Origin of the sequence: Bacillus sp. S3 (assembly GCF_005154805.1) — a bacterium.
Lineage (GTDB): Bacteria > Bacillota > Bacilli > Bacillales > Cytobacillaceae > Neobacillus.
Genome location: NZ_CP039727.1, coordinates 2,589,451 through 2,609,261 on the forward strand (window position 1 = coordinate 2,589,451; position 19,811 = coordinate 2,609,261).

21 protein-coding genes, 1 pseudogene and 1 other annotated feature are annotated in these 19,811 nt (G+C 38.8%); of the genes and pseudogenes, 14 read left to right on the plus strand and 8 right to left on the minus strand.

The genetic code is table 11. From position 1 onward, the window contains the following. Window positions 1-378 precede the first annotated feature (378 nt). From FAY30_RS28065 to FAY30_RS12410, 3 genes are all read left to right on the plus strand, one after another. Window positions 379-462, plus strand: coding sequence for a putative holin-like toxin (locus FAY30_RS28065; RefSeq protein ID WP_223820997.1), 84 nt, complete (start codon window positions 379-381; stop codon window positions 460-462). Window positions 463-838: 376 nt separating this feature from the next. Next, window positions 839-1,243: a CidA/LrgA family protein gene (locus FAY30_RS12405; RefSeq protein WP_149870169.1), complete on the plus strand. Its 405-nt coding sequence runs from the start codon at window positions 839-841 to the stop codon at window positions 1,241-1,243. Next, entirely contained in the window at window positions 1,213-1,905 is a 693-nt protein-coding gene (locus tag FAY30_RS12410) for an LrgB family protein (protein ID WP_149870170.1), read from the plus strand. Before FAY30_RS12405 ends, FAY30_RS12410 begins: the two co-directional genes overlap by 31 nt. A 131-nt stretch (window positions 1,906-2,036) precedes the next feature. On the opposite strand, the gene FAY30_RS12415 is transcribed toward FAY30_RS12410, so the two are convergent. After that, on the minus strand, window positions 2,037-2,846 hold the full coding sequence (locus FAY30_RS12415) for a cell wall hydrolase (RefSeq protein ID WP_149870171.1): 810 nt from the start codon (window positions 2,844-2,846) through the stop codon (window positions 2,037-2,039). A 342-nt stretch (window positions 2,847-3,188) separates the two neighbouring features. Between FAY30_RS12415 and FAY30_RS12420 the strand changes: the two genes are divergently transcribed. The 3 genes and pseudogenes from FAY30_RS12420 to FAY30_RS12430 all read left to right on the plus strand — a co-directional run bounded on the left by FAY30_RS12420 (window position 3,189) and on the right by FAY30_RS12430 (window position 5,826). Further along, window positions 3,189-3,896, plus strand: a complete 708-nt coding sequence (locus FAY30_RS12420) for a DNA alkylation repair protein (protein WP_149870172.1) — start codon at window positions 3,189-3,191, stop codon at window positions 3,894-3,896. Between the two features lie 407 nt (window positions 3,897-4,303). Next, window positions 4,304-5,330 (plus strand): annotated as a pseudogene (gene ftsZ / locus FAY30_RS12425) (cell division protein FtsZ); the annotation flags it as partial. Window positions 5,331-5,577: 247 nt separating this feature from the next. Further along, a complete protein-coding gene (locus FAY30_RS12430) occupies window positions 5,578-5,826 on the plus strand; it encodes a hypothetical protein (RefSeq protein WP_149870174.1) in 249 nt (82 codons plus the stop codon). 69 nt (window positions 5,827-5,895) lie between these two features. Here FAY30_RS12430 and FAY30_RS12435 read toward each other — a convergent pair whose 3' ends face one another. Beyond that, window positions 5,896-6,837, minus strand: coding sequence for an LCP family protein (locus tag FAY30_RS12435; RefSeq protein WP_149870175.1), 942 nt, complete (start codon window positions 6,835-6,837; stop codon window positions 5,896-5,898). Window positions 6,838-7,056: 219 nt separating this feature from the next. Then, on the minus strand, window positions 7,057-7,806 hold the full coding sequence (gene nfsA / locus FAY30_RS12440) for an oxygen-insensitive NADPH nitroreductase (protein WP_149870176.1): 750 nt from the start codon (window positions 7,804-7,806) through the stop codon (window positions 7,057-7,059). Between the two features lie 393 nt (window positions 7,807-8,199). Here nfsA and sstT point away from each other — a divergent pair, with 393 nt between their 5' ends. Continuing rightward, the gene (sstT, locus tag FAY30_RS12445) at window positions 8,200-9,438 is read left to right on the plus strand and encodes a serine/threonine transporter SstT (protein ID WP_149870177.1); all 1,239 of its coding nucleotides are present in this window, start codon (window positions 8,200-8,202) and stop codon (window positions 9,436-9,438) included. Window positions 9,439-9,654: 216 nt separating this feature from the next. Beyond that, window positions 9,655-9,880: a binding site (T-box leader), on the plus strand. 63 nt (window positions 9,881-9,943) lie between these two features. Then, a complete protein-coding gene (locus FAY30_RS12450; RefSeq protein WP_149872688.1) occupies window positions 9,944-11,647 on the plus strand; it encodes a 2-isopropylmalate synthase in 1,704 nt (567 codons plus the stop codon). Between the two features lie 94 nt (window positions 11,648-11,741). Here the strand turns inward: FAY30_RS12450 and hpaB are convergent, their stop codons facing one another. Together hpaB and FAY30_RS12460 are read right to left on the minus strand one after the other, a co-directional pair. Beyond that, window positions 11,742-13,181 (minus strand): 4-hydroxyphenylacetate 3-monooxygenase, oxygenase component, encoded by a 1,440-nt coding sequence (hpaB, locus tag FAY30_RS12455; RefSeq protein ID WP_149870178.1) that lies wholly within the window; start codon window positions 13,179-13,181, stop codon window positions 11,742-11,744. Between the two features lie 163 nt (window positions 13,182-13,344). Continuing rightward, entirely contained in the window at window positions 13,345-13,686 is a 342-nt protein-coding gene (locus FAY30_RS12460) for a hypothetical protein (protein WP_149870179.1), read from the minus strand. Between the two features lie 174 nt (window positions 13,687-13,860). Between FAY30_RS12460 and FAY30_RS12465 the strand changes: the two genes are divergently transcribed. From FAY30_RS12465 to FAY30_RS12475, 3 genes are all read left to right on the plus strand, one after another. Beyond that, complete coding sequence (locus tag FAY30_RS12465) at window positions 13,861-14,280, plus strand: RrF2 family transcriptional regulator (RefSeq protein ID WP_149870180.1); 420 nt, start codon at window positions 13,861-13,863, stop codon at window positions 14,278-14,280. Window positions 14,281-14,421: 141 nt separating this feature from the next. Further along, a complete protein-coding gene (gene spxA / locus FAY30_RS12470) occupies window positions 14,422-14,820 on the plus strand; it encodes a transcriptional regulator SpxA (RefSeq protein WP_149870181.1) in 399 nt (132 codons plus the stop codon). A 29-nt stretch (window positions 14,821-14,849) separates the two neighbouring features. Further along, window positions 14,850-14,990 (plus strand): BA3454 family stress response protein, encoded by a 141-nt coding sequence (locus FAY30_RS12475; protein WP_149870182.1) that lies wholly within the window; start codon window positions 14,850-14,852, stop codon window positions 14,988-14,990. Here FAY30_RS12475 and FAY30_RS12480 read toward each other — a convergent pair. Then, window positions 14,983-15,219 (minus strand): hypothetical protein, encoded by a 237-nt coding sequence (locus tag FAY30_RS12480; RefSeq protein WP_149870183.1) that lies wholly within the window; start codon window positions 15,217-15,219, stop codon window positions 14,983-14,985. The genes FAY30_RS12475 and FAY30_RS12480 overlap by 8 nt on opposite strands. A 323-nt stretch (window positions 15,220-15,542) precedes the next feature. Here FAY30_RS12480 and FAY30_RS12485 point away from each other — a divergent pair, with 323 nt between their 5' ends. Beyond that, on the plus strand, window positions 15,543-16,031 hold the full coding sequence (locus FAY30_RS12485; RefSeq protein ID WP_149870184.1) for a GNAT family N-acetyltransferase: 489 nt from the start codon (window positions 15,543-15,545) through the stop codon (window positions 16,029-16,031). 83 nt (window positions 16,032-16,114) lie between these two features. Here FAY30_RS12485 and FAY30_RS12490 read toward each other — a convergent pair whose 3' ends face one another. Next, window positions 16,115-16,549, minus strand: coding sequence for a GNAT family N-acetyltransferase (locus tag FAY30_RS12490; protein WP_149870185.1), 435 nt, complete (start codon window positions 16,547-16,549; stop codon window positions 16,115-16,117). Window positions 16,550-16,922: 373 nt separating this feature from the next. On the opposite strand from FAY30_RS12490, the gene FAY30_RS12495 reads away from it, so the two are divergent. Further along, entirely contained in the window at window positions 16,923-18,326 is a 1,404-nt protein-coding gene (locus tag FAY30_RS12495) for a M28 family peptidase (protein WP_149870186.1), read from the plus strand. A gap of 173 nt (window positions 18,327-18,499) precedes the next feature. Further along, on the plus strand, window positions 18,500-18,883 hold the full coding sequence (locus FAY30_RS12500) for a VOC family protein (protein WP_149870187.1): 384 nt from the start codon (window positions 18,500-18,502) through the stop codon (window positions 18,881-18,883). 167 nt (window positions 18,884-19,050) lie between these two features. Here the strand turns inward: FAY30_RS12500 and FAY30_RS12505 are convergent, their stop codons facing one another. Further along, window positions 19,051-19,749, minus strand: coding sequence for a hypothetical protein (locus FAY30_RS12505; protein WP_149870188.1), 699 nt, complete (start codon window positions 19,747-19,749; stop codon window positions 19,051-19,053). Window positions 19,750-19,811: the final 62 nt, after the last annotated feature.

The following is a 19,811-nucleotide window of genomic DNA, read 5'->3' on the forward strand; positions in this document are numbered from 1 at the left end:
CGACTGGTTTAGGAATGGGATTATCTTAATCCCCTTTCCCCATTTGAAAGATTAGGAAGAAAATGATTAATACTGAAAGGGGTATGAGTAATCCACTTAGCGTTTTTGTCATTTAAATCATCCTTCATTCAAAATATATACGTTTTATTTATTTACTTAGAGAGGAACTCCTCTTCAGAAAAAAACGGTTTTCATTTCAATCCGGCTACCAAACTGGTATATGTAGTATTTTTTCAATTTACATAATGTAGAAGGATTATTAGGAAATTGCGAATATATGTTCCTATTTTAAGGAGGATATGATATACTTGAAGTACAATAGAATAGGATTTCTCAAGGGTGGTCGGTACACTCCCAAACGGAAGGGGGTGATGCTGAATGACAGTGTTTGAATCATTAATGCTCGCGATTGGTTTTGCCAGTCTAATCGTAACCATACTGTCATTTAAATCAAAAAAATAATCCACCCTTGAGTTAACGGCTCAGGTGGATTATTCTGCCCAAAAAGCCGACCCCTCCAGAGGGACCGTCTATTGTTGACCGGACATGTTCCAGCATGTTCGGTCTTTTTACTTTATTCAATACTTACTCATATTATAACCGATGATAGGGAAAAAGAAACTATTTTAACCTCATTTTGATTAATATTACTAAGAGCCCATAGGGCTGTTCTTATAGTCGATATTATTCCAAATAAAAACCACGAGAACCGTCACTAAGGGATCAAGGTTGTAAAAAGGCGTTATAAATGATACACTTTTTTTTTGGCATTTGGTATAAAAAATGGCCAATTTTATTAGAAAGAAGGGACGTTGTTCCCAATCGGGACAACACAAACATGAAAATTATCATTATCATTTTGCAAATATGTATATTATATATCTTTTCCTTCGTTGGAACTGTTATTCATAACTTTTTTCACTTAGTCATTCCTGGCAGTATAATAGGACTCTTATTACTTTTCCTTTGTTTATGCTTAAAAATAGTTCCATTAAAGTGCATTGAGAGTGGAGCAGGTTTTCTATTAAGTATATTAATGTTATTTTTTATTCCTACTACAGTCGGGATCATGAATTATTCTTCCTTGCTTTCTATACATGGTGCATTGCTCGTTGCAGCCGTTCTATTAAGTACCATTTTATCCATTGCAATTACTGGAACGGCAGGTCAATTTTTTGAGAAAAAAGCACAAAAAAGAAAGGATGATAAAGAATGCAAGAATTCTTATTCGCATTCTGCATGATTGTACTAACCGTCGTCGCTTATTTTGTGATGACTAAAATTTATAAACGGTATTCTTACTCATTTTTAATTCCCGTTTTAACTGCCACTACTTTAATTATCATAATCCTTTTCATTCTTCGTATTCCATATAAAAGCTATATGATTGGCGGGCAATGGATTAATTCTCTATTAGGTCCATCAGTTGTAGCGCTTGCATATCCATTGTATAAACAACGTCATTTTTTAAAAAATCATTTTTTTCCCATAGTAGGCGGGGTTTTGGTTGGTGCCATTTCTGGAATGGTCAGTGTGGGCATTTTTGCTAAGCTGTTCGGGATCAATCATACCTTAATTCTTTCAATCATCCCTAAATCTCTTACAACCCCTGTTGCCATTGAAGTGACTAGAGGTTTGGGGGGAAATGCCTCGATGGCAATCGTAGGTGTCATGATAGCAGGCATATTTGGTGCAATTGCCGCTCCGACTATCTTTAAATTTTTGCGCATCCATAGTCCCATCGGAAGGGGTATCGCCCTTGGCAGCGCATCACATGCGATAGGAACTTCAAAGGCTGCAGAATACAGTGAACTTACCTTTTCGATGAGTTCTGTTACGATGACATTATGTGCAATCATAGGCTCCTTTCTAGGACCAATCGTAGTGTGGCTATTTCACATTTGATAGTCGTCCATGAGGACTGTTCTTGTGGCCATTACTAACATGTATAAAAGCCACGAGAACCATCCCGTCGGCATAAAAATGGCGTGCCCTGACTTTTGTCAGTTTGGCACGCCATTTTTATGATTCTCCTACTATTTCGCAAATACGTGATTCCCGATTGTTTCAACTGTTTCACGGGATCGAATCCAATTATCTGTTGCAATTTCAGGGTTATAGAAAAATATAGAATCGTTTAACGTATCTTCTCTATTTAGTGCTTCTTCTACTGCTTGAGTTGACTCTTCTGATGCCGGTTTATTAATTTCACCATTTTGAACAGGTGAAAAGGCATAAGCATGACCGACTACTTGATTAATTACCTCTGTCACCGTATCAGGAAATTGAGGGGACTCCACTCGATTTAACACGACGGTTGCAACGGCTACTTTTCCTTCATAGGACTCGCCTTTTGCCTCCGCTTCAACTAATCTTGCAAATAAGTCTTTTTCTTTATCTGAAATAGAAACTGCTGGTGTAGCAGGCTCTTCAACTGGAGCTTCCACTTTTGGTTCCACTGGAGCTTCCACTTTAGGTTCAGTTGGATCCTCCACTTTAGGATCAATTGGTTGAGCCGCTTTTTCTTCTGCTACTGCCGAATCATTTGACGTCTCAGCTGCATGTTTTGATGGTTCCGCTAGTAACTCAACTGCTTTTGCAGCTACATTTATTGCAGGCTTTGCTAATTGGATGGATAAGTTCTGCGGTTGCAAGATTTCTCCAATAGAAATATCTTGGAATAGCCCTTTATTTCCAATGGTTAAACTATTTTGTATATCATGTACCGGAAGGCTGTGTTCATTTTGATTGAATGATTGGGTAATCGCCTTCGCTGTATTAGTGTGTACTACTAACGCTATTGTAGCTACTCCAGCTACAACTAAGGATTTAAAAGAATTTTTCATGCTGTGTGCTACCTCCTGTAAAATTCTCATGATATTACCCTAACATGGCTTATGATTCATTTACAGAACGATAGCATTACAATTCATTTTAATTTGATGAACAGTATTACATTAAGTGTTGTTTTGTGACAATATACCTAAAGAAGTGTCATAAACTAGGAAATAAAACGAAGCGAAGGAATAAATTTCTTGGAAATGTCCATGGAAGCCCTTTTTGCATTCATTTTTCTATAAACAGGCAGGATTGCGGAATTCAGTTCTTGAATGTATTAAGTTGGAAATGTAATAAAACAGGTATTACAATACAATGGACATAATTAGTATGGAAGGTAGTGCAAATCAATGGATTTCGATGTAGTTATGCAGGAACTAGAAGCACTTGGTAAGGAACGAACGAAAAAGACTTACATAAGCAATGGTGCACACGAGCCGCTATTTGGCGTGGCTACTGGCGCAATGAAGCCGATCGCAAAGATAATCAAGAAAAATCAGCCTTTGGCCGAGGAGCTTTATGCCACCGGTAACTACGATGCTATGTATTTTGCCGGCATTATTGCGGATCCAAAAACGATGACGGAGGCGGATTTTGATCGTTGGATAGATGCGGCGTATTTTTATATGCTTTCCGATTATGTTGTGGCCGTCACTTTGGCAGAAACCGATATTGCGCAAGTTGTTGCCGATAAATGGATCGCGAGCGGTGAAGAACTTAGAATGTCGGCAGGGTGGAGTTGTTACTGCTGGCTTTTGGGGAATCGCCCGGACAGTGAATTTAGCGCCAGCAAGCTTGCGAGTATGCTTGAACAAGTGGAAAATACGATTCACGATTCTCCTGAGCGGACGAAATCCTCAATGAATAATTTTATCTACACCGTCGCGATTTCATATTTGCCACTCCATGAGAAGGCGGTTGATACTGCAAAGTCAGTTGGCCCAGTCGAAATCAAGCGGGACAAGAAAAAAAGCAGCATCCTGCAAGCCACCGAAAATATTCAAAAGGAAATAGATAGAGGGAAGCTTGGTTTCAAGCGCAAATATGTAAGGTGTTAAGAAGTCCATAGGAACGGTTCTTGTAGCCAATATTTATCTCACTAAAAAGCTACCCGAACCGTCCATATGGCATTCAAACCTTATTTAAAAAACAGATCAAAAGCGATTGAAATGAGCCACCAAAGAGCAAGTGCAACTGTTAGATATGTACCGATATAAAGTAAACTATCCGCCACGTTTCCTCACATCCTACATTAACATTACTATTCAATTTCTCTCTCTACGAATAAAGCCATTATAACAAGCAATTTTTAATAATTTGACGAATCAACTGATATTAACCAATTTGTAAAAAAATTGTTATCTTTCCTTAATAATTTTTAACCTAAAAATAGGTATCACCTAACTAGACAATATAATCAATGTCTCGTAGAGTGAAATCAAGTTTAGTTGAATAACGGGGAGGAATGATTGTGTTGGAATTTGATCTAAGTACGAACCAATTGGCCAAGATTAAAGTGGTGGGTGTTGGCGGCGGGGGAAATAACGCTGTGAACCGGATGATCGAGGATGGAGTTGAGGGTGTAGAATTCATTGCTGTTAATACAGATGCACAAGCGATTCATCAATCTAAAGCTACGATAAAGATGCAGATTGGTACCACCTTGACTAAAGGTTTAGGTGCAGGAGCAAATCCGGAAATAGGGGAGAGAGCCGCCGAAGAAAGCAAACGGCAGATTGAAGAAGTATTAGCGGGTGCGGACATGGTTTTCGTTACAGCTGGAATGGGCGGTGGTACCGGTACTGGGGCAGCGCCTGCTATTGCTAAAATTGCCCGTAAGCTTGGTGCCCTGACGATTGGAGTGGTCACACGTCCGTTTCATTTTGAAGGCAAGAAGCGTGCAGATAATGCGGAAAGTGGAATTAGGGCGATGAGGGAAGCAGTGGACACCTTAATTATTATTCCAAACAATCGCTTATTGGAGATTGTAGATAAAGAAACACCTATGCTTGATGCCTTTCGTGAAGCGGATGCTGTTCTTCGCCAGGGTGTTCAAGGAATTTCCGATTTAATTGCTGTACCAGGATTAATCAATCTTGATTTTGCTGACGTGAAAACGGTCATGTCCCATAAAGGAACGGCCTTAATGGGAATTGGTATAGCAACCGGCAAAAATCGTGCTGCTGAAGCTGCCCAGAAAGCTTTAAATAGTCCGTTATTGGAAACTTCTATTAATGGGGCACATGGTGTAATCATGAACATTACTGGCGGTCATAATTTAAGTCTTTTTGAAATACAGGAGGCAGCCGAAATCGTTGCAGCTGCTTCTCACGAAGAATTAAATATGATTTTTGGTTCGGTCATTAACGAAAGCTTAACAGAAGAAATTATTGTTACCATAATTGCCACTGGATTCACCGAGAAAAAGGATACAGACCTATCAAAGTCTTACTCTCCTTCAACAGAAGAGGTATCTAACCCATATCAAAGGAAACGACGAAAACAACGTATACAACGTGATCAGGTAAGCTACGGGGGGCAGATTCAAGATTATAACCAAAACACTGATAAGAAAGAAGAATCTCTTGATATTCCAGCATTTTTGCGAAATCGAAGTAAACGAAATAATAGAAGGTAAATGAAGAAAACAGGATTTCTAAAAAACAGTTAGTTAGGTTCAAGAACAATGGACAAATTCTCAGTCATAAACTATTGTATCAATTCGTGAAGGTGTTCAAAATGAGAGTTAAAAGGGAGATACAAATTCAACCTATAATCGGGCAAGCATGGACAGGAAGACATGTTGTCTTGCTTCACTGTACAAATAATAATGAGTTAATTCATCTTTATAAAAGTTACCACGCCCCGATTGAGCCGCCGCGCCACAATTGTGCGGAGACCTTATCGCAATTACTAAGTATTGGTTATCACCTTATGGCCATTACACCAATCGCGTCAAATCAAATTCAATACTTTTTAGTCCTTTGAAAACACAGGGACGGTTCTGGTGGCCTTTAGTAACCCAACTAAAAGCCATTAGAATCGTCCCTGTGGCACTTATTCTTCTAAAAAATGATTAAGTGCTTCTATATTTTGATTGAAGTCTACATCTAATACGTCCCCATGCTCTTCATCCCGTTTATTTTGAAAACTGCCATCTTCTGGTATGCGTATCGTTTCTATGTCTCTACTTTTCTTTGTAACTATGTCTTTTCCAATCGTTAAAAGGGTTGAACTATCCATATTTGTATCTATGTATTTATTTGTAAGACCTAAAAGCTTAGGAAGTTTAACAACACTATGCAGACTTACAGCTTCATCTGTTAGTTTTGAAATCACTTCTTGCTGTCTTTGAATCCGACCGAAGTCACTTAATCGATCATGGCGAAAACGGACATATCCTAACAACTCTTGACCATGCAATTGTTGTTTACCTTTTTCTAACTTCGTTTCTATGCCATAAGACATCTCGTAAGGTACATTTACTTCAATGCCATTTGGCACGAGCAGATCGACCGCTTTTTCGAATCCCTTAAAGTCAACCATCGCATAATAATGGATATCAAGCCCGAAATTTTCTTTAATCGTTTCCCTTAGTAATTCAGGACCTCCCAACGAATAGGCTGCATTTAATTTTTGTTTTCCATGTTCTGGTACAGAAATCAACATATCGCGCATTAGAGAAATAAGTTTGATTTTATGCGTTTGCGGATCATAATGGGCAACCATAATTGTATCCGTGCGAGCATGTTTTTCTCCACGTGAGTCACTGCCTAATAAAAGAACATTGACTTCATCTAATTTATTTTTCTCACCTTGAAATGGTTGTTTTCCTTCCACTTTTTTAAGTGGTTGGTTGACAGCTTTAAATGTTCCACCTATGTATTGAATTAGATGAAATAGGCCAACTAATAAAATACCTAAAAGAAGAAGGGCCCCAAACACTCTTCGCCATCTTACTCTTTTCCTTTTCGTCCTTAATCGTGTCAAATCTTGCAACTCCTTGGTAAAAGAATCAATTAATAAATGAAGAAGGGGTTTTCAACTTAACAACCCTTGAAGTCATGATTATCCCATAATTCGTTTTCAGCTATTTTAATATCAGGTTACATTTTCCTGAATTTCTGATTACATTATCATTTTTTAAAGTCCATGGAGACGTTTCTTGTGGCCTTTACGAACCTTAATAAAAACCACGAGAACTGTCCCCGTGGTGAATTATCGTAAATCTAGTTTGTTTTTTTGAATGAAATCCTTCATATACATACGATTCTGCTTTTCAAGCATTGCTGCCATTTGTTCTGTCCAACGATCTTTTCTAACTCCATCCGTTCTTTGCAGATAATAGTTTGCGATTATTTCATTATATTCATCAAGCTGCTGTAAATAAATTTCTCTGTTTGGCTCATATTCATCTTCGTGGTAAACATGTTCAAATGGAAGTCTTGGTTTTTGATCGGTTATTTTGGCTGGGTATCCAATGGCCAGCCCAAACAGTGGGATGACTCGGTCTGGGATATTTAAGATGTTCTTCACTTCTTCTAGGTTGTTGCGAATCCCGCCAATGTAGCAAATTCCCAGCCCAAGGGATTCAGCAGCAATCACAGCATTTTGGGCAGCAAGAGCGGTATCAATTAACGCCACCATAAATTTTTCGGTACTTTCAAGTGATGCTTCTAGGTTTTTATTTTCCTTTTCCTCAATCAAGGAATGCCGGTAAAGATCAGCACAAAAAACAAAAAAGTGGCCGTTCTTTTCCACATACTCTTGATTTCCCGCAAGCTCGGCTAATTTCTTCTTTTTAACAGGATCCTTCACTCCAATAATAGAGTATGCCTGAATAAAGCTTGAAGTGGCAGCAGCTTGTGCACAGGTAACAATTGTCTTTATTTGTTCTTCTGTCAATGCCTTGTTCTCGAAATGGCGGATTGAACGGTGATTAAGAATTGTTTCGATTACATCATTCATATAGTTTTCCTCACTTTTTATCATACTTTGTTGGCAAGAGTGATTGTATCAATAAGGACATCCATATTCAAGAAATGCAGATTCGGTGGGAACTCTTATGCTTACAATGAGCAAGTGAAGTCTTCCATGCACCCTTTGATATTAGGAAGTTTCTGGAACTAACTATAAAAAGTGGTATTAGCAATGCATGAGAAAACTTGTAATAAAAGCATTGATAAAAAGTAACTCCATTATTATTATAATCTTATGAATTTTCAGTTTATAATGATTTTAAAATAGTATTGTAATATATCTAAATATTCTTTATACTACTATTGAAATCATTTATAGTTTAGTTGAAATGGTGGAGAGTGAGTATTAGGATCCATCTAAGAAACTAGCAGGGGGGCATCTATGAAAAATTTATTGAAAAAGTGGAATCAAATCAGTCTGGTCAAACAAATCATTATCGGGTTAATTATTGGTGTTATTCTGGCTGTAGCGGTTCCAGAAGCAGCCAAACCAGTTGTTATTTTAGGATCTTTATTTGTAGGTGCGTTAAAAGCTATTGCCCCAGTCTTGGTATTATTCTTAGTTATGTCAGCCATCGCGCAGCATAAGAGTGGTCAGCAAACGAACATGAAATCGATTATCGGACTTTATTTATTAGGTACTTTTTTAGCTGGATTAATTGCAGTTATTGTAAGCTTTACCTTCCCAGTAAGTTTAACACTTGCAAAGGGTGCGGAGGATTTAGCAGCTCCTGGCGGTGTGGTAGAGGTTATCAAAACATTATTGCTAAACGTTGTTGATAATCCAGTGAAAGCCATTTATAACGCAAACTATATCGGTATTTTAGCTTGGGCGGTGGTCCTTGGCATTGCACTAAGAAATGCGCCAGAAACAACAAAGACAATGATTACTAATTTTTCAGATGCTGTATCGAAAATGGTAACATGGGTAATCAAGTTGGCTCCACTTGGTATTATGGGGCTCGTGATTGACTCTATTACGACAAATGGAATTGAGTCATTACTAAGCTATGGCCAATTGCTTGCCGTATTGATTGGTTGTATGTTCTTTGTTGCCTTGGTGGTCAATCCCATCATGGTGTTTGTCGTGATTCGTCAAAACCCCTACCCACTTGTATTCAAGTGTATCAGGGAAAGTGGAATTACCGCATTCTTTACGCGCAGCTCCGCGGCGAATATTCCTGTTAATATGAAATTATGTGAAAACTTAGGTTTGAATAAGGATACGTATTCTGTCTCCATTCCATTAGGTGCAACGATCAATATGGCCGGTGCGGCGGTTACGATTTCCGTATTGACACTTGCGGCCGTTCATACTCTAGACATTCATGTGGATATTCCTACAGCCATTATACTTAGTGTTTTATCTGCTGTATGTGCCTGTGGTGCTTCAGGGGTTGCAGGAGGTTCCTTATTATTGATTCCTTTAGCAGCGAGCTTGTTCGGAATCCCAAATGATGTGGCGATGCAGATTGTTGGAGTAGGCTTTATCATTGGTGTTTTACAAGACTCATTCGAAACAGCTCTTAACTCATCAACTGATGTGCTTTTTACGGCAACTGCTGAATATAAGGAATGGCGTAAAAAAGGTAAAAAAATCCAAATAAAAAAAGCGGCTTAATATAACCATTCAAAAACCCCTGGATTCATTTGAACCGGGGGTTTTTGAATGGTTTTTTGATAACGTCTAATATGAAATGGTCACTATTTTTTATTATTCTCGGATAGAGGGATTTTGACAATTTTGTTTTTTTGTCCAAAAAGAATTGCCGTTTTGTCTTGATTATTTTCCTTATCCGTTATAGAATGAGAAAAATCAAAAAATTTCAAACAAATCATAAACACGATGATTGGGAGTATTAAGGAACCATTATTGTCTAGAGAGCTGTCGGCTGGTGAAAGACAGTCAATAAATTCCCCAACTCGCCCGGGAGTGGTAAGGCTGAAATGTAGGCCTTAACGGTTGACCGCCGTAATCGTGTCGTAAAGTGGATTCGTTTTGTTTTGTTTTAAAACGAATCAAAAAGAGTGGTACCACGTAGGCAAAGCCTGTCGTCTCTTATGAGATGATGGGCTTTTTTATTTTTTTAAAAATGGACGATAAAAATGAAAAGGCGGTCGAGAATATGAAAAATGTTGAAAAGTATTCAAGAGGCTATTATATGCCCCCGGTACAAAGCTTGAAATGGACGGAGAAGGAATATATTACGGAAGCTCCCACATGGTGCAGTGTCGATTTAAGGGATGGAAATCAGGCGCTGGTTGTCCCGATGAGTTTGGAGGAGAAGCTGGACTATTTTCAAATGCTATTGGAGGTTGGATTCAAAGAAATTGAAGTGGGCTTTCCAGCTGCATCCGAAACAGAATACGCGTTTCTAAGGGCATTGATCGAACAAGATTTGATTCCGGAGGATGTAACAGTTCAAGTGCTGACACAATCAAGAGAACATATAATTGAAAAGACATTTGAAGCGCTTCGAGGTGTCAACAAGGCAGTGGTTCACCTCTACAATTCGACTTCCGTCGCACAGCGTGAGCAGGTGTTTAAAAAATCTGAAGAGGAAATAATCGAGATTGCGGTTAAAGGGGCGAAGTCGCTAAAAAAATATGCGGCTGAGACCGAGGGGAACTTCCAATTTCAATATTCACCGGAAAGCTTCACGGGTACGGAGATGGAATTTGCACTTGAGGTATGTAACCGGGTCCTAGATATTTGGCAGCCTGCAGCAGACAACAAGGTGATCATCAACCTTCCAGCGACAGTGTCCATGTCTATGCCGCACGTCTATGCCAGTCAAATCGAGTTTATGAGCGATCATCTGAACTACCGGGACAATGTCATCCTGTCCGTTCATCCACACAATGACAGAGGAACTGGAGTGGCAGATGCAGAGCTTGCGATGCTTGCAGGCGCCCAGAGAGTCGAAGGAACACTGTTTGGAAATGGCGAAAGAACAGGAAACGTCGACATCGTCACGCTTGCCATCAACATGTATTCACATGGGGTGGATCCACAGCTTCATTTTGAAAATATCCGTGAAATCATTTCTAAGTATGAAGAATTGACTAGAATGAGGGTTCACGAAAGACACCCATACGGTGGTGAACTTGTCTTTACGGCCTTCTCAGGCTCTCATCAGGATGCGATTGCCAAAGGGATGAAATGGAGGGAAGACGGAGAATGCCAGTACTGGACGGTTCCTTATCTATTAATTGATCCAAAGGATATTGGCCGAGAGTATGAAGGAGATATTATCCGGATTAATAGCCAATCAGGCAAAGGCGGGATCGGCTACATACTGGAGCAGCATTACGGGCTTGATCTTCCGGCAAAAATGCGTGAAAACTTCGGCTATCAAGTTAAAAATGTATCAGACCGTTTGCATAAAGAGCTGATGCCAACTGAAATCTATGACATCTTTATGAGGGAGTATGTGAATATTCATACGCCAGCCGAGTTTATCCAATATAGATATATGCAAAATGATCAGTATGAAACGGTTGTTGCGATCCGGATGGATGGTGAGATCCATGAATTTACTGGAACAGGTAACGGAAGACTCGATGCCATCAGCAATGTTCTACAGACTGAACTTGCAATTCAGTATAAGGATTTAGTCTACAAAGAGCATGCGCTAGAAATTGGTTCACGGTCGAACGCCGTATCATATGTTGGAATTACAGCAATGGATGGTACTGTTCATTGGGGCTGCGGCATCGACGCTGATATCATGACATCGTCTGTAAAAGCACTGTTTAGTGCAGTTAACAAAATGATTACCAGCACTCAACGGGCATTTGACAAAGAAGCACACCTTACCAAAAAATAAAATTTTAACAAGAATGATTATGTTAACAGCTATCACAGATAAAAATAATGGAAACGCCCAGTTACTGTTAACTGGGCGTTTCCATTCATTCCGATTATGCTAGAAAATCATTGATATTGTTTACGTATTTAGTTAAAGGATAGTGCCTGTAAAGATTGCTCGCCAACTGAACCGGATCTCCAAAGAAATACCTTTCATATTGGGTTTGTCTTGTTCCAAATGAACTCATCGTTAGATCCCAGGCCAGGCGAAAGAGTTTCACTCGTTCGTCGGCAGATTTGTTCACTGCTTGAAGATATTGCTTAAGGTCTGCACTAATTTCAGATTCGAAGGCTTTTTCGGATGGTAATGTGACCATCCCGCTAGCACCAATCAGTTGAACAATCTCGCAGAAGCGGGGATAGATTCGAGGGAAAATATTACTGGCCACTTGGAGGGGGAGTAAACTTGGACGCATATAGCCCCATTCATCAATTTCTGCATGATTTTCGGCCTGCTCTACGAGTGCATTCATGGTTTCAAGTCCGATGATTATTTCAGAAAGCTTTTCTTGGATATGTTGATATTCCCTAACATTAATCGTTTCGACCAAGAGTTCTGCAATGCCCAAAATAAATTCTGTTTTGACAATTTGCCTTGTCAAGGCTTGATGCGTGGCAAAGTGGTGAAACGAGCTATGGAACATGAAGTCAACAGCCGCGTCAATATTATCGTAAAAGAAGACGCGATCCCAAGGTACTAAAACATTGTCAAAAACAACTATGGAATCCATTTCTTCATATCTGGAGCTTAGTGGATGATTAAAATTAGACTCGCCACCGACAAAGGATTCCCTGCAAATAAATCTTAACCCTTTTGTATTGGAAGGGATGGTAAAGGCGAAGGATTCGGCCGGGTCCATGAACTTTCTCGGTGCTGTATAGACCAACACTTCATCGGTTAACCCGCCTTGGGTCGCAAGCAGCCGGGCCCCTTTTATCACAATGCCCTTTTCATTTCGGTCGATAACCTTAGCGGAGATTGGCTCATTAGAAGAATCGAAATTGTACTGAGAACGATTGATTTGTGGAGTAATAAACGTATGTGTAAAGGAAAGGTCATCTTTCTGTGCTCTCTTATATAATGTTAGAATATTTTCTGGAAAACAATTTTTTTTGCCCTTTAAAAGGAGGGCAGAGGAGGAGGCGAAGCTCATGATAACAGTGTTCATGTAGTCAGGACTTCTCCCCATCATACCATAAGTGTGCCGTGCCCATATTTCCGACATCTTCCGTTTTCGTCTTAAATCCTCTTTCGTTTTTGGCTGCAGGTAGGAAAGTCCAATCGGTTCGCCAGTCTCAGGGGACTTGAACGTCATTTGCTCTATCAATTCCTGCTCATTTTGCAAATCGTAAAGAGAAGCTTTTGTTTGCAGAATCCCCTTAAAGGCAGGATGCTCAGACAGCTTGCCTTGGATTTTGTCTCCGTCAACCCAAACTTCTGTATTCATTTGATCGATGCGGTCAAGCATTTTCTTTCCATTAATAATTCCCAATTGTCCATCACTCCCATTCTTTCCATTACCGAACATTTGTTACTTCTATTTTATTGCATTTTTCGGTGCTTGTTCCATTTGGAAGAGCCTTGTTTTGAAATTGGGGAAGAGTGGAGGATTTTCATTTGATTGTAAAAAAAATTTTAAAGAATTCATTAAACCATCACATATCTAAGTACACACCAATTATTTTATAAATGGCTACTGCCAGTCCTAATAAACTTGCTTTCATTTTCGCAGGATGGTTTCTCTTTCTTACATAAAGATAAATCAATATCACAACAAAGCCTAGCGGGAACCAAAGTTCAAATTTACCATCATCTAAAGTGTAGTGTGAGTAAAGGGGTGAGATGTGGGTGCTAATCAAGAAATATAGGAAAATAGTAAAACTTCGATTCTCTAATTCCTTACTCCATTTCCAAAGGAAATATAGAATGACGGCAAAAAAAATAACATGAATCAATAACGAAATATGTATAGTTGTATTTCCAAATTCTATTTGCACTCGAAATCAGACCTTTCATTAAATGATACAATGGTAGTCCTATTATAGCGTTTTTTGTGGAAAAATTGGTAAAAATTATAACATTTGATTTCCACATATTAATCCTTGATTAATTTAACTGTATATATTAAAATTACAGTATGATCAGTTGAGAAGGAATGGAGATGAATTCACATGAATAGTGATTTTGTTATTGCTATGCATAGTCTGGTTTTATTAGCAAACTTACCTGATCATATGGCAAACAGTGAAACCATCGCCGAAAATGTCTGTACAAATCCGGCAAGAATACGTAAGGTCATGGGGATTTTACGGAAAGAAGGCTTTGTAAAAACAAAAGAAGGCATTGGCGGAGGCTATTTATTAAATTGTGATTCTGATAAAACAACTTTGTCGCAAATCTATTTGGCTATTTCATCAGGTTCACTAAAGCCACATTGGTGTACAGGCGATCCTGAAAAAGAATGTGTGATTTCATCAAACACCCAGAGTGTAATGGATGAAATCTTTGTTGAGGCAGAGCAGCATATGCAAGCCTATTTAAACCAGATTACAATTAACAATGTTCTGCAAAAAATTAAGAGTCTCGAATAGCACCAAAAATGAATTCGTCGCTAAACTGTATATTTTTTAAATACAATTTTTAAACACAAATATCTCAAATTGATAATAGTATAATTTGAGATATAAGCGTAGCTTTATTTATATATTGTACTAAGGGAGTGTGGTTCAAAAATGGTCACCTTGTTTACGACACCTAGCTGTACTTCTTGCCGGAAAGCAAAGGCGTGGTTTGAAGAGCATCAAATTAATTACATTGAACGAAATATGCTAACAGCCCCCCTTACGAAAAATGAAATTAAATCCATTCTTCTTATGACAGAGGAGGGGACCGATGAAATCATTTCTACAAACTCAAAAACGTATCAAGAATTAGGGGTGGACCTTGAAACCTTGCCACTTCAAGAACTGTATACATTAATTAGTAACCATCCTAAACTCCTGCGCCGTCCAATAATCCAGGATGAAAAGAGATTACAGGTTGGATTTAATGAGGAAGAAATTCGCAGTTTTCTCCCACGCAGCCTTCGGACATTTTTACGAACCGAATCTCAAAAAGCAGCTGGTTATTAAAATTAGCTTATGAAAGGAGACAAATCACGATGATAGAAGTAATCGTAACCGTAAATTATAAAGAAAAAAATTATCAAACGAATGTTATCGCCAACAAAGAAATGAGCTGTGAAAAAATTAAACGCTTAGCAGAAGAGCAAGTTGTAAAACAATGGGGTGTGTTTAAATAGGTTTCTTAAGGTCGGTAAGCTGTGAAAAATAAAAATGATCCACCATAAACGGAGGTGGATCATTTTTGCCATCTAAAAATTTAAATTGATTAGCAGCACCCTGGATACATGGGGTAACAGCAAGGGTTATATGCCGGCGGGCAGCATGGATTAACCATCGGCTGTGGACAGCATGGGTTATACATTGGATAACAACAAGGATCATGCATTGGATAACAACAAGGATCATGCATTGGATAAGCTGGGTAACAACTTGGCTGCTGGTACACTTGTGGTGCTACATAGGGTATATTTGGTAGAACATTAGTGGGTAAAGTAGGCTGGTTTGGCATAATATTCGGACTTACTATCGGATTATTTGGCATTGCGTTCGAACTTACATATGGCTTATGTTCCATAATCATCTCTCCTTTTCATGTCTAACACAAAATAGTCTATGTGGATACAGGCAAATGTGTATAGACGATTCTCCCTATGGTATATTTGTATTCATTCATCGGAGGGAAGAAAAGGTGAAATGATCTGTTAAAAACGGAAAGGGGAGGAGAAGTTATGATAAAAATACGAAATGCAGAAATTGGCGATTTACCAGTACTTGCAGCGATTGAACAACACTGTTTTTCAAAAGAAGAAGCTGCTACGAATGAAGCGTTTGAAAAGCGAATTCTACGCATTCCGGATAGTTTTTTTGTTGCTGAAGTGAAAGGGGAAATTGTCGGTTTAATCAATGGGCCCGTCATTAAAGCTGCCTTTATTTCGGATGATCTGTTTAGTGAAATAAAGGAAAATCCTGCGTCGGGCGGTCATCAAACAATTCTAGGACTCGCTGTGTCACCGCATTTTCAAAAACGCGGCGTTGCAACAGCGTTACTTGGACATCTTGAAAAAGAAGCAAGAGCGAACAAACGTGAAACAATTACCCTCACATGTAAAGCAAATTTAATTGGTTTCTATGAAGGCCAAGGATATCTCAACAGTGGTGTATCAAACTCGGAGCACGGAGGTGTCACTTGGTATAACATGAGTAAAAAGATTAATTGACCTTTTGACTAGGCTATTATCGGTCACTCGGCGCTCTATATGTGTCCGATTTCTTAGCAACAGCAATTTCTAGTTCCAGTAGATCAAATAACAAATTCTAACAATATTTCGCCATGTTCTCGCCGGCCGGTATCCTTAAAGCCGAATGATTGATAAAGCTTTAAAGCCGCAACGTTAGAATCTTTTACACCAAGAATAATCGTCGAACTGCAATCGGGCAGTTCTTTTAAAAAGGTGAGTGTATGGGCCAGTGCCTGCTTGCCAAATCCTTTTCCTTGTTCAGTTTGGTCAATCATAAAACGGATAATCCAATACGTCCCGTCATCCGGATCTTTTCCATACATAAGAAAACCTATCATTCTAGCATCCAAATAAATACCCATCGGCGTAAAAGATGGTTCAAACCTCGATTCTGCTAGCGAATATACATTTGAAGCAACATAAGATTTCTGATCGTCGGAAACCTGTAATTGAATGCAATCATGCCAATTTTCCTGAGTAATAGACTTCAAAGACATAGACAAATCAATCACACTCCCCTTTATGATTGAAAATTATAGTGTATTTATTTTAACAGAAAAAAGACAAAATATTTTTGAACAATTTTGAGCTGTTAAAAATGAAAGAAATATAGAAGCCGGCGAAGCGCCGGCTTTTTGTTATTGAAATATATTGATTATTATCGTTGATTAGTAATGCCTATATTTTCTTACTAGTTCACTATTAACCAACAAATTTCTACATTATAGAACTTCTTTATGTAGGAAAAATGTTACTGAAAATGTTGAATATTCTTGTTTTATGTAGAACTATTGAAGTTTACTAATCTATTCATTTAAAAGATAATCAACGGGAAACGTTTTCATTTTCAGAAAAAATAGGAGGGTTTAAATGAAGAAGAAAAAAGTAGCGTCAGTTTTATTAACTGCAGGACTAGTCTTAAGTGTTAATGGAGTATATGCACAGGGGCAGAGCGGGGCGCCAAACACGAATGCAGCATCTGCGTTTGACAACAAAATTATTAAGAAAATTAGTGCCGACAACATGTATAACACGATTGATCTATTATCGAAGGAAGCTCGTGCAGCAGGAACTCCAGGAGAGCTAAAGGGAGCACAGTACATAAAAAGCCAGTTTGAAAAATACGGGTATGAGACTGAGCTGCAGCCTTTTCCATTCTATGATGTGGTAAGAAATAATGTAAGTGGAGTATTAGAAATTGGCGGACAAAATCTAAAGCCATACGTTTTTTCTGGATCATTTAGCGGTGAAGCGATCGCAGAAGTGGTGAACGCAGGTAAAGCACTTCCCGGCACAGTACCGGATTCGGTAAAAGGGAAAATTGCCTTGATTGAACGCGGCGATAATCCCTTTGTTGAAAAAATCCAAAATGTGTTGGATAAAGGAGCGGTTGGCGTCATAATGTACAACAATACCGGTACATCCAATGCATTTGGCCAAGCCAGCTATGGTCAAAATATTCCGGCAGTTGGCATTACGAGAGCCCAAGGTTTGGATTTAGTAAAGAAATTAGAATCTGAGTCATTTACAGCTCAATTAAAAGTATCTGGTTCAGGTTTTGTTGAAAAAACCTCCTATAACGTTATTGCCAAAATGAAACCGCATAAAAACAAAGATACCGGTCAAATTGTTATGATTGGCGCACACCACGATTCTGTACCAGGCGGGCCTGGGGCAAACGATGATGCTTCCGGTGTATCAGCGGTATTAGAACTTGCCAGAGTCATGTCCAACATGCCGATTGATACAGAACTCCGTTTTGTGACATTCGGCTCCGAGGAAAAGGGTCTTTTAGGTTCCTACCACTATGCCAGCACATTAACTGATGAAGAAGCGGATAAAATTGTAGCCCATTTCCAAATGGACATGATCGGCAGTAAGGATGCCGGGGGTGATCATGCTGCCAACGGGTTAATCATGTATACGATTGATGGTAAGAAAAATACTGTCACCGATCTCGCATCCGCGGCAGGTGCAAGAACGGCATTGGGTGAAGTTGTTCCGTATGGCCAGCTGGGACGCAGTGACCATCAGCCATTCCATGAGCTTGGAATTCCGGCAGCTCTATTTATCCACTCGCCGCTAGAGCCATGGTATCATACGCCGGCAGATACGATTGATAAAATTGACAAAAACAAACTGCAAGAAACAGCTGAAATTGTTGGTGCAGCCGTCTATCAAATTGCGCGTCCTGATACTCCAGCTTTACAGCATTCGAGAGTTGCTCCTCAACCGGTTGATTATGAATTTGAAAACCGTTCACCAGGGGCGTAACGAACTCCCAGAACAAATGGCGGAGGAAATATTGTCCGTCATTTGTTATTTATTTTTAAGAATTAGTTTATTTCTTGCCATTATTGAACAATTTATGGTTTAGACCTTTATAATCAAATGTATAATGAAAAAGAAAACAATTTTTTTGACCTTTTAGGATGGGAGAGAAGTCAATGATTAATCAAATCGGACAAGTTATGTTATATGTAAACAACCAAGACGAGGTATTGAAATTTTGGACAGAAAAAGTAGGGTTTACAGTTCTTTCTGATCAAAATAACGGCCAAGGTATGCGATGGATTGAAATTGCTCCAACTAAGAAAGCAGAAACGAGTATCGTCCTACATAATAAGGAATTAATTGCAAAAATGCAGCCTGAATTAAATTTGGGTACTCCGTCGCTTATGTTTTTCTCGGATCATCTCGAGGAATTATATAAAGAGTTTACCGATAAAAATATCACTGTTGGCGAATTGGTCAATATGCCAGGTGGCAAAGTATTTAATTTTGCCGATCCGGAAAACAATTATTTTGCCATTATGGAAAAAAGTAAATAACACGAAAAAAAAGTCCAATTTGCGAATTGGACTCTTTTTATAGCTGTTAGTTGATTTCATATTAATAATTAAGGGCAAAAAATGGAATGACTCCATCTGTTGTTAATAAATTCCCAAGTTTTCTTCTTTCACTTAGTACTCCAATGTACCTTCCACCATTTCTTGCTTTAGTTTGCTGGAATAAAGTCTTTCATTTCACTTGATAAGATAGCTGTTACATCCGGATGCCAAAAATAGGTATGACCATCAAAGTTTATGTCATACATATAGGCAATTGCATCCCCTGTATAGAACACCATATGATTGTAAACAGGATCACCATTTTCCGTATTTGGCTCAAAGTTTGGCGCTGCTTGACTGTTATTTAAAAGCTGAAGAAACTGTGAAACTTTAGGTTGAGTTATTACCGCAATAGGTTTGGGAGTGTCTGTATAGGCCTGAAAGATTTCAATCCGGCTGACTTTTTCCATTGGCATATCTTGAAATTGCAATTGGTTTCTTAGGTCATCTCTTGAAAAATAAATTTGATACCCGTTAATCGCTCTAGCAGACTTCACCGCAATAAGGTGTGGTTCCTCTTTAATCGCATAAATTCCCGTTCCTTTGTCATGAAAGGCGGCATCCCCATTTTTGAGCTTGTATTCCGGATCCGTGACATGATCTGCTACTTTAAATTTTACTTCCCCGAGTTTTTCACCAATATACTTTGCATCGGCTAATGCTCCGTTGTAAATCCCATCGTACGTTTTTCCATTCCACTTAATAAAATCGACCCAATCAATTTGAACATGCTGGCCAAATGGACTCGACCGGCAGCCTGTCAATATAATCATAAGGACAATAAACAGACTTGTGAATCTTCTCATTCAGATCACCTCTAATAAAATGGACGAATGTAAATCAAATCCGTTCCATCCTTTTTGCAAAT

Excerpts from the sequence above, each read along its gene's own strand:
- FAY30_RS28065 (WP_223820997.1), top strand. The coding sequence starts at position 379 with ATGACAGTGTTTGAATCATTAATGCTCGCGATTGGTTTTGCCAGTCTA.
- FAY30_RS12405 (WP_149870169.1), top strand. The coding sequence starts at position 839 with ATGAAAATTATCATTATCATTTTGCAAATATGTATATTATATATCTTT.
- FAY30_RS12410 (WP_149870170.1), top strand. The coding sequence starts at position 1,213 with ATGCAAGAATTCTTATTCGCATTCTGCATGATTGTACTAACCGTCGTC.
- FAY30_RS12415 (WP_149870171.1), bottom strand. The coding sequence starts at position 2,846 with ATGAAAAATTCTTTTAAATCCTTAGTTGTAGCTGGAGTAGCTACAATA.
- FAY30_RS12420 (WP_149870172.1), top strand. The coding sequence starts at position 3,189 with ATGGATTTCGATGTAGTTATGCAGGAACTAGAAGCACTTGGTAAGGAA.
- FAY30_RS12430 (WP_149870174.1), top strand. The coding sequence starts at position 5,578 with ATGAGAGTTAAAAGGGAGATACAAATTCAACCTATAATCGGGCAAGCA.
- nfsA (WP_149870176.1), bottom strand. The coding sequence starts at position 7,806 with ATGAATGATGTAATCGAAACAATTCTTAATCACCGTTCAATCCGCCAT.
- sstT (WP_149870177.1), top strand. The coding sequence starts at position 8,200 with ATGAAAAATTTATTGAAAAAGTGGAATCAAATCAGTCTGGTCAAACAA.
- FAY30_RS12450 (WP_149872688.1), top strand. The coding sequence starts at position 9,944 with ATGAAAAATGTTGAAAAGTATTCAAGAGGCTATTATATGCCCCCGGTA.
- FAY30_RS12465 (WP_149870180.1), top strand. The coding sequence starts at position 13,861 with ATGAATAGTGATTTTGTTATTGCTATGCATAGTCTGGTTTTATTAGCA.
- spxA (WP_149870181.1), top strand. The coding sequence starts at position 14,422 with ATGGTCACCTTGTTTACGACACCTAGCTGTACTTCTTGCCGGAAAGCA.
- FAY30_RS12475 (WP_149870182.1), top strand. The coding sequence starts at position 14,850 with ATGATAGAAGTAATCGTAACCGTAAATTATAAAGAAAAAAATTATCAA.
- FAY30_RS12480 (WP_149870183.1), bottom strand. The coding sequence starts at position 15,219 with ATGATCCTTGTTGTTATCCAATGCATGATCCTTGTTGTTATCCAATGT.
- FAY30_RS12485 (WP_149870184.1), top strand. The coding sequence starts at position 15,543 with ATGATAAAAATACGAAATGCAGAAATTGGCGATTTACCAGTACTTGCA.
- FAY30_RS12490 (WP_149870185.1), bottom strand. The coding sequence starts at position 16,549 with ATGTCTTTGAAGTCTATTACTCAGGAAAATTGGCATGATTGCATTCAA.
- FAY30_RS12495 (WP_149870186.1), top strand. The coding sequence starts at position 16,923 with ATGAAGAAGAAAAAAGTAGCGTCAGTTTTATTAACTGCAGGACTAGTC.
- FAY30_RS12500 (WP_149870187.1), top strand. The coding sequence starts at position 18,500 with ATGATTAATCAAATCGGACAAGTTATGTTATATGTAAACAACCAAGAC.
- FAY30_RS12505 (WP_149870188.1), bottom strand. The coding sequence starts at position 19,749 with ATGAGAAGATTCACAAGTCTGTTTATTGTCCTTATGATTATATTGACA.